Below are 15048 nucleotides of genomic sequence, written 5' to 3'. Positions count from 1 at the left end.
GCAGGCACCGGGAGCCCCCCTCGCCCGGGGGGCTCCCGGTCCTTTCCGTCACGTGCCCCCTCTCACCGGGCCTGGCCCGCCAGGGCCGTCGCCGCGTTGAGGCAGGTGAGCAGCGTCCGGGCCTGGACGCTGACGTAGTGGCCGTGGCGCGCCAGCTCGGAGAGCTGCCCGTGCGACACCCACCGGAACCCGAACGGCGGGACCTGCGGCACCTGCTCGTCGTCGGCCTGGATCACCAGGTAGCGGCTCACCGCGTTCAGGAACCGGCCGCCCTCCTCCGAGTGCAGCGCCGAGTAGCGGACGCGCGCGGGGTCCGGCGCGGACACGAGGTCCAGGAACGGCGGCCGCTCCGCGGGCGGCAGGTGCGCGGAGTTCGACGGCGTGTGCTGGACGGTCGGGCCGATCTCCACCGTGTCCAGGAATCCGGGCTCGGGCCTGGCCTGCACCAGCACGTGCGGGACGCCCTCGATCTCGCGGGCCAGGAACGCGACGATCCCCTCGCCGCGCGGCTCGAACAGCGGCTGCGTCCACTGGGCGACCTCGCGGTTGCCCGCCTGCACCGCCACCGCGACGACCCGGAAGTACCGGCCGTCCGCCTGGTCGATCGACGACGGGCCGCGCGTCCAGCCGGACACCTCCGGCAGGCGGAGCCGCTCGGTGCGGACGGTGTGCGCGGAGCGCATCGCGGCGATCCACGACAACAGGTCGGTGTCGGCGTGCAGGGCGCGCGGCGTGCCCGCGACGGGCAGGCCCGCGAGGACGGACCGCGCGTCCATGTTGACCAGGTGGTCGTGGTGGGTCAGCTCGGCGATCTGGCCGAGCGTCAGCCAGCGGAAGTCCGGATGCGGGGCGATCTCGTCGAACACCTCGACGATCATGTTCCGGTTGCGCTTGCGGTAGAACCAGGAGCCGTGCTCGGACTGGAGCACGTCGGACAGCACCCGGCCGCGCCCGGGGTCGGCGAAGTGCTCCAGGTAGCGGACGGCCGCGCCCCAGTGCACCCCGGTGTAGTTGCTGCGGGTGGCCTGCACGGTCGGTGACAGCTGCAGCAGGTTCGGGTTGCCCGGCTCCATCTTGGCCTGCATCAGGAAGTGCAGGACGCCGTCCAGCTCCCGGGCGATGATGCCCAGGATGCCGATCTCGGGCTGGTGGATGACGGGCTGCTCCCACCGCGCGGAGGCCGGGTCTCCGATCCCCGCGCGCAGGCCCTCCACCGAGAAGAACCGGCCGCTGCGGTGCACCAGGTTCCCCGTCCCGGAGTGGAAGGACCAGCCGTCGAGGTCGTCGAAGCGGATGCGGTCCACCGCGAAGCGGGTGGCGGCGCGCCGCTCGCCGAACCAGGTGTGGAAGTCGTCGGCGCCCCCGGCCACTCCGTGGCGGGCGGCGGCGGATCGCGCGAGGCGCGCCGGCAGGCCGGCGTCGGCGCGGGGGCGGGTCAGTGTCCGGTCGCTCATCGGTGCGTCTCCACGAACTCCGCAATGGAAGCGATGACGTAGTCGATCATCTCGTCGGTCAGGCCCGGGTACACGCCGACCCAGAAGGTGTGGTCGGTGACGACGTCGCAGTTCGCCAGGTCCCCGGACACCCGGTGCTCACGGTCGATGTAGGCGGGATGGCGGGTGAGGTTGCCCGCGAACAGCCGGCGGGTGCCGATCCGGCGCGCCTCCAGGAAGTCCACGAGCGCGGCGCGCCCGAACGGCGCGTCCGGGTCCACGGTCAGCACGAACCCGAACCAGCTGGGGTCGCTGTTGGGCGTGGGCTCCGGCAGGACCAGCCACGGCAGGCCGTCCAGCCCTTCCCGCAGCCGCCGCCAGTTGCGCCGCCGCGCCGCGCAGAACATGTCGAGCTTGGCGAGCTGGCTCAGCCCGAGCGCGGCCTGCAGGTCGGTGGACTTCAGGTTGTAGCCCACGTGGGAGAAGATGTACTTGTGGTCGTAGCCCTCGGGCAGCGTGCCCATCTGGTAGCCGAAGCGCTTCCGGCAGGTGTCGCTCTCCCCCGGCTCGCACCAGCAGTCCCGGCCCCAGTCCCGCATCGACTCCACGATCCGGGCGAGGGCGAGGTTGGAGGTCAGGACGCAGCCGCCCTCCCCCATGGTGAGGTGGTGGGCCGGGTAGAAGCTCACCGTCGACATGTCCCCGAACGTGCCGGTGAGCCGCCCGCCGTAGGTGGAGCCCACCGCGTCGCAGTTGTCCTCGATGAACAGCAGCTCGTGCTGCTCGGCGAGCTCGGCGATCTCGGCGGCCTCGAACGGGTTGCCCAGCGCGTGCGCGATCATGATGGCGCGGGTGGACGGGCCGATCGCGGCGGCGACGCGGTCGGCGGTGGTGTTGTAGGTGGCGAGGTCCACGTCCACGAAGACCGGGACGAGACCGTTCTGCGCGATCGGGTTGACGGTGGTGGGGAACCCCGCCGCCACGGTGATCACCTCGTCGCCGGGCCGCAGCCGCCGGTCCTCCAGCCGCGGCGAGGTCAGCGCCGCGACCGCCAGCAGGTTGGCCGACGACCCCGAGTTGGCCAGGTGCGCCTTGCGCATCCCGAGCCTGCGGGCGAAGTCCCGCTCGAACCGCCGCGACAGCTTGCCCGCGGCGATCCGCATGTCCAGCGCCGCCGAGACGAGCGCCACGCGGTCGTCCTCGTCCAAGACCGCCCCGGAGGGCCAGATCTCGGTCACGCCGGGCACGAACCCGCGCGCGTCCTGGACGTCGTGGTGGTACTTGCGGACCTCGTCGAGGATGCGCTCAGCCTGGCTGTCCATGATCCGTCCTTCCTGGGCCCGCGGCGGCGGCCCGGGGTTCGGCGGGCACGCCCGCGGCGGCGAGGAGGTCGCGCAGCGACTCCTCCAGCGTCCGGCTCGGCGACCAGCCCAGCCGCCGCCTCGCCCGGGAGATGTCGAGCCGCTGCCAGGGCGAGTCGGAGCGCGTCCGCGGGGCGTCCGCCTCCTCCACGACGCGCACCGGACGGCCGCTCAGCGAGATCATCAGCTCGACCAGGCGGCGCACGGGCACGGCCCGCCCGCCGCCGATGTTGACGACGCCGCAGGCGACGGCGTCGGCCGGGGCCCGCGCCGCCGCGACCACCGCGGCGGCGACGTCCCGCACGTCCACCAGGTCGCGGTGCGCGCGCAGCGGCGCCAGCCGCAGCTCACCGCGACCGGCGGCCAGGTGACCGGCGACCGTGCCGGGCAGGCTGGTGCCGGGGGCGCCGGGCCCGCAGGCCACGGAGATGCGCAGCACCACCGCGTCGGCGCCGTCCTCCCTGACCGCCCGGAGGACGGCCTCGGACCCGCGCAGCTTCGTCCGCCCGTAGACGGTCGCGGGGGCGGGGACGCAGTCCTCGCCGGTCAGCGTGCCGTGCCGGGCGGGGCCGTATTCGTAGGCGCTGCCGAGCTGGACGAGCCGCGGCCGGTCCGCGGCCGGCAGATCGGCGACGGCACCGGCGAGCCGGTCCGGCAGGTCGGCGTTGAGGGCGGCCATGCGCTCCGGCGATCCGGCCCAGACCGCGCCGGAGGCGTTCACCAGCACCTGCGCCCCCGCGTCGGCGAGCAGCCGGGCGAGGTCCCGCCGGCCGGCGCCGGCGAGGTCCAGGGACAGCGTCCGGCAGCCGTCGCCGTCCGGGCCGGCGGGAGCGGCCCTGGAGACCCGGAGGACCCGCGCCCCCTCGGCCGCGAAGGCCCGGCAGACGTGGCGTCCCAGGAAACCGGTCCCGCCGAGGACGACGACCGGCCGCCCCTCCAGCGCCCGTCGGGTCACGTGCGCCCGTTCTTGTAGAGGGCCTGCCAGAAATAGCTCCACGGGACGCCCCTGGCGTCCGCGGCGCAGACCCAGTCGTCCCCCGGCCGGTAGGCGCCCACGAAGTCCGGCACGGCGGCCTCGACGGCCTCGGTGTCGAAGATGTCCAGCACCTTCCTCAGCGGCCCGGTCCGCAGCGCCATCTGCACCGCCTCGTCGCCTTTGAAATGGCCGTCCAGACGCTTGTCGAGGAACTTTCCGACCGGGTTCTTCACATAGAACGCGGCGCACTTCTCGTCGATCAGGTCGAGGTACTCCCGGACGGTCTCCGGGGTCATCTCGGTGAACGAGTGGATATTGACGCACAGATCGAAACGCGGCGCGCGCACCACCTCGTCGATGTCCTCGACGTCGACGAACCGCACCCGGGCGTACCGCTCGGGGTCCAGGACCTCCCGGAGGTAGGCCGTGCTGAGCCGCAGCGTGTTGGTGAGGTCGACGATCCAGTACTCGGCGACGTCGTGGTTCGCCAGGACGGTGTGGCAGGTCCGCCCGTACCCGGCGCCGATCTCCATGACCCGGGCGCCGCCGAGGTCGACCTGCCGTTCGATGAAGCCGAGCTCGAGCACGGCCTGCAGGTAGTCTAGGCAGACGCTCTCGCCGTCGAGGCGCACGCTGAGCGGCTCCCCCACGTCCCTGTTCTCCACCTTGCGGAGCCTCGCCCAGTCGGCGGGCTCCAGCCGGGTCGCCAGCTCGTGCACCAGCGTCTTGAAGTAGCGGGGCCCGTTCGCGTGCGGGTTCCACAGCGAGATGTTGAAGTTGCGGTCGTCGGACTTGAAGCTCGTCAGGTCGGCGGCCGCGTCCTCGGTGACCCAGCTCTCCTGAATATGCTCCCACTGCGGACTGGCCTGCAGATTACGTACCATCTCGATACCTTTCACGGTGGGAGGATCCAACCCTTGGACCGTCTTTTTCACTCTCGCCCCGGCCACTAAAATCCGGCTAAATCCGGTGGCCGTTCCCGGACGTTAGGGGCCCCTATTCCGGAACGGGACCGCAGGCGGGCCGCGCTCCCGGAACTAGGGGTGTGGAAGGCGCCTTGACCGGACCTAGGCTCGCCGGAGAACACGCCCGCCGGCAGGTGCCGGGACAACGCCGCGGTCTTGCCCAGTCAGGAACGGATCCTTTATGCGTGTCCTGTTCACGTCGTTCCCCGGGAACACCCACTACTTCAACAGCGTGCCGCTGGCCTGGGCGCTGCGCGCCGCGGGCCACGAGGTGCGCGTCGCCAGCGCACCGGAGCTGACCCCCGCCATCACCGGCTCCGGCCTGACCGCGGTGCCGGTCGGCTCGGCCGAGACCCTTCAGGAGAAGACCCTGCGCTCGATGCGGGAGCGCGACTTCCGGTCGGTCGAGCAGTGGATGACCCGGGCCATCCCGTCGAAGCTCCACCTCGGGCAGGAACGCGCCGACGACCTCGACTGGGACGAGCTGGCATGGGGCTACGACGGCTTCGTCGTGCCCACCGCCAAGATCATGAACGACTCGATGGTCGACGAGCTGGTGGACTTCGCCCGCTGGTGGAGACCCGACCTCGTCCTCTGGGACGCCGTCAGCTACGCGGGCTCGCTCGCCGCCGCGGCGTGCGGCGCCGCCCACGGCCGCGTCCTGTTCAGCCACGACATCGACGCGCGCACCCGGAACCGCTACCTCGCGCTCAAGGCCGAGCAGCCGGAGGGCGAGCGCACGGACTCCATGGAGGAGTGGCTCGGCGGCTGGGCCGCCAAGCACCGCTTCCCCTACTCCGAGACGCTCACCACCGGGGACTTCACCATCGACCAGCTCCCCGAGTCGTTCCGCCTGGAGACCGGGCTGCGCTACCTGTCGATGCGCCACATCCCCTACAACGGGCCGTCGGAGACCCCCCGCTGGGTCTGGACGGACCCGGCGGCGCCCCGGGTCCTGATGACCTTCGGGCTGTCGTCCCGGACGCAGGCGCACCTGCGGGTGCTGTCCGTCGCGCAGGTCCAGGACGCGCTGGACGAGCTCGCCGGCCTCGACATCGAGCTGATCGTCACCCTCCCGGACGAGGTCGGCGCCCAGCTCGACCGGATCCCGGAGAACACCCGCGTCGTGGAGTTCGTCCCGCTGCACGCCCTCCTGCCCACCTGTTCCGCCGTGCTCCACCAGGCCGGGCCGGGCGGGTTCAACGGGTCGCTCCGCTACGCGGTGCCGCAGCTGATCGTCAGCCTGTTCCCGGACGCCCCGATCAAGGCCAGGGCGCTCCAGCGGGCGGGGGCGGGCCTGTCGATCCCCCCGGCGCAGGCCACCGGAGCGCGGATCCGGGAGGCGTTCGAGCGCCTGCTGGGCGACCCCTCCTTCCGGGAGGGCGCCGAGAACCTCCGGCAGGAGGTCCTGCGTCAGCCCGCCCCGTCCGAGGTGGTCGGGGACCTGGAGGCGCTGGCCGCCGAGTACGGGCGCCGCGACGCGGTGGTCCATTGACGACGGGCGGACGTCCCCGGCACCGGCCCTGAGGGCTTCGTCCCCCTATACGCGCGCTGACCGGACCGCGCACGCCTGCGCGCCGGTCCCGACAGAAGGGCTCGACAGCACCATGACACAGCCGTCCACCGTCTCGGCGGCCTGGATCCGCCGTTACCACCAGGCGCCCAGCGGCGCGGTCCGCCTCGTCTGCTTCCCGCACGCCGGGGGCTCGGCGAGCTTCTACTTCCCGGTCTCGGCGCGGCTGTCGGCGACGGCGGAGGTCTGCGCGGTGCAGTACCCGGGCCGGCAGGACCGCCGGTCCGAGCCCAGCATCGACAACATCCCCGACCTGGCGGACGCGATCACCGGTGCGCTGGGCCCGGCGGACGGCCGCCCGCTGGCGTTCTTCGGCCACAGCATGGGCGCGGTCCTGGCCTACGAGGTCGCCCTGCGGCTGGAGGAGTCCGGCGCGGAACCGCTGACCCGGCTGGTCGTCTCCGGACGGCGCGCGCCGTCCCGGCACAGGGAGGGCTCGGTGCACCGGCTGGACGACCGGGGCGTCGTCGCGGAGCTGCGGCGGCTCAGCGGCACGCAGTCGGACCTGCTCGGCGATCCCGAGACGCTGGAGATGATCCTGCCCGCGGTGCGCAACGACTACCGGGCCGTGGAGACCTACCGTCCCGGGCCCGGGCGGTCGCTGCGCTGCCCGGTCGTCGCCTACGTCGGCGACAGCGACCCCCAGGTGACGGTGGACGAGGCCAAGTCCTGGGCCGACCACACCACCGGCCCGTTCGACATGCGGGTCTTTCCCGGTGGCCACTTCTACCTCACCGACCGCGCGCCCGAGGTCATCCAGGCGCTCGCCGACGACCTCGCCGGGTGACGCGGACGGGCCCCTAGCCGCCCGGCTCGGCGCCCATCCGGTCGAACGCGTCCCGGATGTGGGTGGTCAGGTCGGGGCCGATCAGGCGGCTGGCGAACATGTCCACCAGGCCCTGGCGGATCCGCGCGTCCGCGCCGGCCGCGTCCGCCCCGGAGCCGGCGCCGTCCCGGGCGCCCGCCCCGGCGTCGGCGCCGCCGTTCTCCAGCGCCCGCACGACCAGGTCCCGCATCACCAGCACGCCGACGTTCGCCCCCACGAGCACGGCCGCCAGGGCGCGCACGTCCCCGTACTGCCCCGGCTCCTGCTCCCGCAGCCACGCCTCGGCGAGGTCGACCGCGCGCAGGAACGCCGCCCCGGCGGTCGGTGAGCCGTCGATCATCGAGCGCCCCAGGTAGCGGTGCAGCACGTCCATCGACTCCAGCGCCGGGCGGAGCCCCGGATCGGTCATCGTGCCCCGGGCCGCCGCGCTGCTGATGCGCGTGAGCCGGTCGACGGCGTGCGCGTCGCACGCGTCGCGGAGGCCGTCCTTCGAGCCGAAATGGTGCCTGATCAGGCCGGACGACACCCCGGCGGCCTTGGCGATGTCACGGACCGACACCCGGTCGACGCCGCGGTCGGCGAACAGGCGCAGCGCCGCGTCCCTGATGCGGGCGCGTGCCGTCAGGTCCTCGGCGGCCAGGCCGTCCATCGAATATGACGTCATGTCTCCATCTGTACACGTGTGCAGGAAGCTTCTCGTCCGGACAGGAGACCACTCTAGGCGCCGCGGCGGGAACCGCGGCCCAGGTTAGGGGCCCCGCTAGGGGTCGGCCGGGGCTTGCCGGGCCGCCCGGGACCGGGTGATCCTCCTGGAATGACGACGACGCGGCATCCGGCCGGCCTCTCCGTCCCGGTGGCGGACGGGGTGAGGCTGCACGTCAGGCACCTGCCGGCCGCGGGCGGGCGGCCCTTCCTGCTGCTGCACGGGCTGATGTCCAACGCCCGGCTGTGGGACGAGGTCGCGGAGCGGCTCGCGGACGCGGGGCACCCGGTGTACGCGGTCGACCTGCGCGGCCACGGCGAGTCCGACGTCCCCGAGGGCGGCTACGACACCGCCACGGCCGTCGCGGACGTGGCCGCGGCGGTGACGGCCCTCGGGCTGGACGGGATGCTGGTGGCGGGCCACTCCTGGGGAGGGCACATCGGGGTGCGGCTGGCCGACGAGCACCCGTCCCTGGTCGAGGGTCTGGCCCTCGTCGACGGCGGCTGGTTCGAGTTCGCGTTCGCGTTCGCCAGGGAGTTCGAGTTCGACCCCGACGCACCGTACGACTCCCTGGAGAAGGAGTTCCGGGAGGCCATGCGGAAGTCGGTGAGCGCACCCGTGTCCGTCGACCAGATGCGCGGCTACCTGCGCGGACTCCACCCGGAGTGGTCCGAGACGGCGATCGAGGCCCGCCTGCGGGACATGCGGGCCGGGCCGGACGGCGTCCTGACGCCGCGCCTGTCGGAGCCGCAGTGCCTGTCGATCGTCCGCAGCATCGTCAACGACTCGCCGGCGCGCCACCTGCCCGGCGTCGCCGTCCCGGTCCTGCTGGTCCCGGCGCTCCCCGGCACCCGGCCCTGGTGGGAGCGGCACTACCGGGACGCGGTGGACCGGGCGGAGCGGCTGCTGTGCCGCCCGACCGTCAAGTGGTATCTGGGCGCCGATCACCACCTGCACGCCGACCGCCCGGGCGAGCTCGCGCGCGACCTGCTCGGGCTGGCGCGCGGGACCGCGCCGGCGGCGGGGTGAACCGCCCGCGGACGAACCCGTTCCCGGCCGGCGCTCCGCCGTCCCGGCCGGGCCCGAGACGAAGCAGGAGCAGGCCGTGACGGACGAACAGAAGCTCGTCGACTACCTCAAGTGGACCACCGCCGAACTCCACGAGACCCGGAGGCGGCTGCGGGAGTCCGAGGAGAGGGCGCGCGAGCCCATCGCGATCGTGTCGATGGCCTGCCGCTTCCCGGGCGGGGTGCGGTCACCGGCCCAGCTGTGGGACCTGGTCGCCGAGCAGCGGGACGGTGTCACCGGCTTCCCGTCCGGCCGCGGCTGGGACCGGGCCTGGGACCTGATGTCCGCGCGGCGGGACGGCGGCGGCCCCGGCGCGCAGGCCCCCGCCCCGTTCGCCCGGGTCGGCGGGTTCATCGACGCCGCCGGGTTCGACGCGGAGTTCTTCGGCGTCGACCCGGCCGAGGCGGCGGCGATCGAACCCCTCCAGCGGATCCTCCTGCACCTCGCCTGGGAGGCCCTGGAGAGCGGCACCCTGGACCCGCGGGCGCTCCACGGCACGCCCACCGGCGTGTACGTGGGCACCACGGCCCGCGACTACGCCACCCGGCCCGAGCGGCTGCCGGCGGAGCTGCTCGCCCATCTGGGCGACGGCACCTCCGGCGGCCTCGTCGCCGGGCGCCTCTCCGCCACCCTCGGCCTGGAGGGCCCGGCGATGACCCTCGACACCGCGTGCTCGTCGGCGCTGGTGGCCGTCCACCTCGCCTGCCAGGCCCTCCGCCAGGGCGAGTGCACGCTGGCCCTGGCGGGCGGCGGGACGGTGATGGCCACCCCGGGCGTGTTCGCGTCGTTCGCGCAGCAGGGCGGGCTGGCGCCGGACGGGCGCTGCAAGGCGTTCGCGGCGGCCGCCGACGGCATGGGCCTCGCGGAGGGCGTCGGGCTCGTCCTGCTGGAACGGCTGTCCGACGCGCTGCGCGAGGGGCATCCCGTGCTGGCGGTGATCCGGGGGTCGGCGGTCAACCAGGACGGCGCCACCTACGGGCTGGCCGCGCCGAACGGCCCCTCCCAGCAGGAGGTGATCCGGCGGGCGCTGGCCTCCGCGGGCCTGTCGCCGGACGAGGTGGACGCCGTCGAGGCGCACGGCACCGGCACGCCCCTCGGCGACGCCATCGAGGTCCAGGCCCTGCTGTCGGCGTACGGGCGGGGCCGCCCCGCGGACCGGCCGCTGTGGCTCGGGTCGGTCAAGTCCAACACGGGGCACACCCAGGGCGCCTCGGGCGCGGCGGGCCTGATCAAGATGGTGATGGCGATGCGCCACGGGCTGCTCCCGGCGACCCTGCACGTCGACCGGCCGACACCGCTGGCGGACTGGCGGTCGGGCGCGCTGCGGCTCCTCACCGAGCCCGTCCGGTGGACGGGCGGCGACGGCCCGCGCAGGGCGGGCGTCTCGTCGTTCGGCGCGTCGGGGACGAACGCGCACCTGATCCTGGAGGAGCCCCCGGCGCCGGAGGACCCGGTCGCGGCGGACGTCCCGCAGACGCGGGGACCCGCCCGGGCGGTGCCGTGGACGGTGTCGGCGCGGAGCCCGGAGGCGCTGCCGGCCCAGGCCGCCGCTTTGGCGGCCCACGTGGCGGCGGCCGGTCCGGACGTCCCGGACGCCGACGTGGCGTGGTCCCTCGCGGCGACACGGCCGGTGTTCGAGCACCGGGCGGTGGTGGTGGGCGAGGACCGCGACTCGCTCCTGGCGGGGCTGCGGGCCGTCGCGGCCGGGCAGGATCGTCCCGGGGTGTTCCGCACCGCCCCGGCGAAGGCCGCGGCCGGCAGGGACGTGTGGCTCTTCGGCGATGGGACCGCCCGGCGCCCAGGCGCGGGAGGGGCCCTCTACGGCGCCTTCCCCGTGTTCGCGGCGGCGTTCGACGAGGTGTGCGCGCTGCTGGACCCGGCTCTGGAGGCCGCGGCGCTCCTCGGTCCGGACGGGCCGCCGGACGGGCCGCGCCTCCGGCAGGAGGTGACGTTCGCCGTGCAGGTGGCGCTCGCGCGGCTGCTGGAGTCGCTGGGGGCGCGGCCGGACGCCGTGGCGGGACGCGGGGTCGGAGAGTTCGCCGCCGCGCACGTCGCGCAGGGCCTGGATCTCGCCGACGCCTGCCGGCTGGTGTCCGGCGAACCGCGTCCCGGCGATGACACGGGTGACGAGGTGAACGAGGAGGCGGGCGGCGCGACCGGCCCGCGGTCGGCGCGCGTGCCCGTCGTCACATTTCCGGTGGATGAGCCGTCCGACCGCTACCTGGACCTCGGCCCCGGCTCCTTCGGGGACGGACCGGACCCCTCCCGCACGGTGGCCGTCCTCGGGGACGGGCGGGACGAGGTGGCGGCGCTGGTCGAGGCCCTGGCCGGGCTGCACGTCACCGGCACGGCCATCGCGTGGGCCGAGCTGTTCGGCGGCCGCCCGCTCCCCCGCAGGGTCGCGCTGCCCACCTACGCGTTCCAGGAGCGGCCCTACTGGCTGCACGAGGAATGGCAGGAAGAGGCAGGCCCCCAGGGGCCGGCCGAGGAGGACCCGGGCGACGCCGGGTTCTGGGACGCGGTCGAGCGTGAGGACCCGGCCGCCCTGACGGCGGTCCTCGGCGTGCCGGACGACCTGCGGGAGCACCTGGCGGCGGTGCTCCCGGCACTGGCCGGCTGGCGGACGCGGCGGAAGGACGTGGCCCGCCGGCCGTAGGCGGGGCCCGTTACCCGTAGGCGTGGAAGCCGCGCCCGGTCTTCTTCCCGAGGAGCCCGCCGTCGACCATGCGCAGCAGCAGCGGCGGCGGCGTGTACTGCGGCTCCTTGAACTCCTCGTAGAGGGCCCGCGCGACGGCGGCGATCGTGTCCAGGCCGATGAGGTCGGCGAGCTTCAGCGGCCCCAGCGGGTGGGAGCAGCCGAGGACCATGCCGGCGTCGACGACCTCCGCCGAGGCGAAGCCGGACTCCACCATCCTGATCGCCGAGAGCAGGTAGGGGATCAGCAGCGCGTTCACCACGAACCCCGCCCGGTCGGGCGAGCTGATGACCTGCTTGCCGAGCGTGCCGGTGACGAACTCCTCGGTGCGGGCCCGGGTGCGCTCGGCGGTCAGCAGCGACGCGATCAGCTCGGCCAGCGGCAGGACGGGCACCGGGCTGAAGAAGTGCACGCCGACCACCTGCCCGGGGCGGGTGGTCGCCCGCGCGAGCCTGATGATCGGGATCGAGGAGGTGTTGGAGGCGAAGACGGCCTCGGGATCGATGACGATCTTGTCCAGCAGGCCGAACAGGTCGGCCTTGGTGGGCTCGTGCTCGGGGACGGCCTCGAAGACCAGCTGGCGGCCGGCCAGCTCGTCCAGGTCGGCGGTCACGGTGACGCGTCCCGCCGCGGCGTCCCGCTCGTCCTCGGTCAGGCGCCCCTTGCGCACGCCGCGGTCGAGCGAGGTGAGCAGCCGGCGCCTGCCGGGTTCCACCGAGCCCGGGCCGGAGGCGACGACCACGGTGTCGAGGCCGGCCCTGGCGCACACCTCGGCGATCCCCGAGCCCATCACCCCGCACCCGACGACCCCGACCCGCTCGATCCCGGCCATCACGCCTCCCCTCCCGCGGTCCCGGCCCAGCGCAGCAGGCACGCGCCGATCGACATGCCGCCGCCGAACCCGGCGAGCAGGACCAGGTCACCGTCGTGGAGCCGGCCCGCGGCGGCGGCGTCGTCCAGCGCGACGGGCACCGAGGCGCTGCCGATGTTGCCGTACCTCTCCAGCGTGCGGTGCGTCCGCGCGCCGCCGAGGCCGCACTGGTCGACCAGCTGCGACAGCAGCACCCCGTTCGCCTGATGCGGCACCAGGTGGTCGATCTGGTCGAGGGTGAACCCCGCGCGGTCCACCAGGACCTTCAGCGCGGGCGGGACCTTCTCCATGACGAAGTCCCGGACGCCCCTGCCGTCCATCCGGAAGAAGTGGCCGCCCGCGTCCACCGTCTCGTGCGAGACGGGCACCCGGCTGCCGCCCGCCTCGACCCTGATCAGCTGGTTCGCGTAGCCGTGGGAGGTGAGGTCGAAGCCGAGGAAGCCGGACGGCGCGGGGACCGGGCCCACCACGGCCGCCCCGGCGCCGTCACCGAGCAGCACCGCCGTGCGGCGGTCGTCGAAGTCGAGGATGCGCGAGTACACGTCCGCCGCCACCACCAGCGCGTACGCGCCCGGATCGAGCGCGATCAGGCTCCGGGCGAGCGCCAGGCCGTACACGAACCCGCTGCACACCACGTTGATGTCGAAGCATGCAGCGCCGTCCGCGCCGAGGCCCTCCTGCACCAGGTACGAGGTGGGCGGCTGCGGGGAGTCGCCGGTGGAGGTGGAGACGATGAGGTAGCCGATCCGGTCGGCGGTGACGCCGCTCCTCGCCAGGGCGTCCCGGGCCGCCCCGGCGGCGAGGTCGGAGGTCGCCTCGTCCGGCGCCGCGTAGCGCCGCGAGGCGATCTGGGTCTTGCGTTCGATCCATTCCGGGTCGACGCCCACCCGGCGCGCCACCTCCGCACTTGAGACCGCTCGTTCGGGAAGACAGGATCCGGTCGCCAGAATCCCGATGGATGAGTCGACCATCAGTCACAACCTCTCAAAGAACCCTTCCCGTCAATACTCGGCATAGGAAAGAGCACAACAACCCCTACTTCCCGCATTTCATCCGGCCAGGGGGCAGGGGCGGGCGGCTAGGGGTGGCCGACACAGTTCGCCATTATTAGAATTCGTCTCGACATATGCATTTCCGCCACGCCGGCAACGGCGGGAGGGTGACCATGGACTTGTTGTCGGAAGCGGTCGTGGCGGGAGCCGCCCCGGCGGAACTGGAACGCACGCGGCTCCCGGACGACTATGTCGCCGCGCACATCAGGGCCGAGGACGCCGGCATGTTCACCGGGGTGTCGGACAAGGACGTCCGCAAATCCTTGCGGGTGGGCCGGGTGCCGATGCCCGAGCCGGCGCCGGACGAGGTGCTCGTCGCGGTGATGGCCAGCGCGATCAACTACAACACGGTGTGGTCGGCGATGTTCGAGCCGGTCCCGACGTTCCGCTTCCTGGAGCAGTACGCCCGGCAGGGCGGCTGGGCCGGCCGGCACGACCTGCCCCACCAGGTCGTCGGCTCGGACGGCGCCGGCGTCGTCGTGCGCGCCGGGTCCGGGGTGCGGCACTGGCGGGTCGGGGACCACGTGGTGATCAGCCCCGCGCAGGTCGACGACCAGGAGCCGGCGTCCCACGCGGACGCCATGCTCGGCTCGGAGCAGCGCGCCTGGGGATTCGAGACCAACTTCGGCGGGCTGGCCCACTACACGCTGGTGCGCGCGAGCCAGCTGATCCCCAAGCCCGCCCACCTGACCTGGGAGGAGGCCGCCTGCAACACGCTGTGCGCGGGCACCGCCTACCGGATGCTCGTCAGCGACCGCGGCGCCCGGATCAAGCAGGGCGACGTGGTGCTGATCTGGGGCGCCGCGGGCGGCCTCGGCTCCTACGCGGTCCAGTTCGTGCGCAACGGCGGCGGCATCGCGGTGGGCGTCGTCGGGTCGCCGGAGAAGGCGCGGGCCGTCGAGGCGCTCGGCTGCGACCTCGTCATCGACCGCCGGGAGATCGGCCTGGACGGGGACGGCGACACCACGCCCGAGCGGGCCATCGAGATCGGCAAGCGGCTGGGCCGCATCGTGCGCGCCGAGGTCGGTGAGGACCCCCACGTGGTCTTCGAGCACGTCGGCCAGGCGACGTTCGGCGTGTCGGTCTTCGTCGTCCGGCGCGGCGGCGCGGTCGTGACCTGCGGGTCCAGCACCGGCCACCTGCACCGGTTCGACAACCGCTACCTGTGGATGAAGCTGAAGCGCGTGATCGGCAGCCATGTCGCGAACCTCCAGGAGCAGTGGGAGTGCAACCGCCTGATCGCGATGGGCCGGATCATGCCGGCGCTGTCGGCGCTGTACCCCCTGTCGGAGGTCCCCGAGGCGGCCCGGCTGGTGCAGCGGAACCGGCACATCGGCAAGGTCGGCGTGCTGTGCCTCGCGCCCGGGCCGGGACTCGGGGTCACCGATCCCGCGCTCCGCGACCGCATCGGCGAGGACCGGCTGAACCCCCTGCTCCCCTTCGGCCAGGCGCAGGCGTCGATCGACTAAGCCCGGTCGAAGCCGAAAGCCCGGTCCGGATGACGGACCGGGCTTTCTGCTTGGGC

General features: G+C 73.8%; 12 protein-coding genes. 5 read left to right on the top strand and 7 right to left on the bottom strand.

The window, feature by feature from the left end; all coding sequences use genetic code 11:
* Positions 1-62: 62 nt before the first annotated feature.
* The 4 genes from AGRA3207_RS39020 to AGRA3207_RS39005 are packed head-to-tail and all read right to left on the bottom strand — an operon-like array spanning position 63 to position 4654.
* The gene (locus AGRA3207_RS39020; RefSeq protein ID WP_231332376.1) at positions 63-1454 is read right to left on the bottom strand and encodes an NDP-hexose 2,3-dehydratase family protein; all 1392 of its coding nucleotides are present in this window, start codon (positions 1452-1454) and stop codon (positions 63-65) included.
* Complete coding sequence (gene rfbH, locus AGRA3207_RS39015; protein WP_231332375.1) at positions 1451-2755, bottom strand: lipopolysaccharide biosynthesis protein RfbH; 1305 nt, start codon at positions 2753-2755, stop codon at positions 1451-1453. The genes AGRA3207_RS39020 and rfbH overlap by 4 nt, the downstream gene beginning before the upstream one ends.
* A complete protein-coding gene (locus tag AGRA3207_RS39010; RefSeq protein WP_231332374.1) occupies positions 2739-3749 on the bottom strand; it encodes an NAD-dependent epimerase/dehydratase family protein in 1011 nt (336 codons plus the stop codon). The genes rfbH and AGRA3207_RS39010 overlap by 17 nt, the downstream gene beginning before the upstream one ends.
* Positions 3746-4654, bottom strand: a complete 909-nt coding sequence (locus AGRA3207_RS39005) for a putative sugar O-methyltransferase (protein ID WP_231332373.1) — start codon at positions 4652-4654, stop codon at positions 3746-3748. The genes AGRA3207_RS39010 and AGRA3207_RS39005 overlap by 4 nt, the downstream gene beginning before the upstream one ends.
* 262 nt (positions 4655-4916) lie before the next feature.
* Here AGRA3207_RS39005 and AGRA3207_RS39000 point away from each other — a divergent pair, with 262 nt between their 5' ends.
* Together AGRA3207_RS39000 and AGRA3207_RS38995 are read left to right on the top strand one after the other, a co-directional pair.
* Positions 4917-6230 (top strand): activator-dependent family glycosyltransferase, encoded by a 1314-nt coding sequence (locus AGRA3207_RS39000; protein ID WP_231332372.1) that lies wholly within the window; start codon positions 4917-4919, stop codon positions 6228-6230.
* A gap of 112 nt (positions 6231-6342) precedes the next feature.
* Positions 6343-7095 (top strand): thioesterase II family protein, encoded by a 753-nt coding sequence (locus AGRA3207_RS38995; RefSeq protein ID WP_231332371.1) that lies wholly within the window; start codon positions 6343-6345, stop codon positions 7093-7095.
* A 13-nt stretch (positions 7096-7108) separates the two neighbouring features.
* On the opposite strand, the gene AGRA3207_RS38990 is transcribed toward AGRA3207_RS38995, so the two are convergent.
* Positions 7109-7798 (bottom strand): TetR/AcrR family transcriptional regulator, encoded by a 690-nt coding sequence (locus AGRA3207_RS38990; RefSeq protein WP_231332370.1) that lies wholly within the window; start codon positions 7796-7798, stop codon positions 7109-7111.
* Positions 7799-7948: 150 nt separating this feature from the next.
* Between AGRA3207_RS38990 and AGRA3207_RS38985 the strand changes: the two genes are divergently transcribed.
* Complete coding sequence (locus AGRA3207_RS38985) at positions 7949-8866, top strand: alpha/beta fold hydrolase (protein ID WP_231332369.1); 918 nt, start codon at positions 7949-7951, stop codon at positions 8864-8866.
* Positions 8867-8942: 76 nt separating this feature from the next.
* Positions 8943-11561, top strand: a complete 2619-nt coding sequence (locus AGRA3207_RS38980; RefSeq protein WP_231332368.1) for a type I polyketide synthase — start codon at positions 8943-8945, stop codon at positions 11559-11561.
* A gap of 10 nt (positions 11562-11571) precedes the next feature.
* On the opposite strand, the gene AGRA3207_RS38975 is transcribed toward AGRA3207_RS38980, so the two are convergent.
* A complete protein-coding gene (locus AGRA3207_RS38975) occupies positions 11572-12432 on the bottom strand; it encodes a 3-hydroxybutyryl-CoA dehydrogenase (RefSeq protein ID WP_273699981.1) in 861 nt (286 codons plus the stop codon).
* Positions 12432-13442, bottom strand: coding sequence for a 3-oxoacyl-ACP synthase III family protein (locus AGRA3207_RS38970; protein ID WP_231332366.1), 1011 nt, complete (start codon positions 13440-13442; stop codon positions 12432-12434). Before AGRA3207_RS38970 ends, AGRA3207_RS38975 begins: the two co-directional genes overlap by 1 nt.
* Positions 13443-13636: 194 nt before the next feature.
* On the opposite strand from AGRA3207_RS38970, the gene ccrA reads away from it, so the two are divergent.
* Positions 13637-14992, top strand: coding sequence for a crotonyl-CoA carboxylase/reductase (gene ccrA, locus AGRA3207_RS38965; protein WP_231332365.1), 1356 nt, complete (start codon positions 13637-13639; stop codon positions 14990-14992).
* Positions 14993-15048 lie beyond the last annotated feature (56 nt).

This window comes from Actinomadura graeca, assembly GCF_019175365.1.
GTDB classification, from domain to species: domain Bacteria; phylum Actinomycetota; class Actinomycetes; order Streptosporangiales; family Streptosporangiaceae; genus Spirillospora; species Spirillospora graeca.
This window is presented reverse-complemented; position numbering and strand designations above follow the sequence as displayed.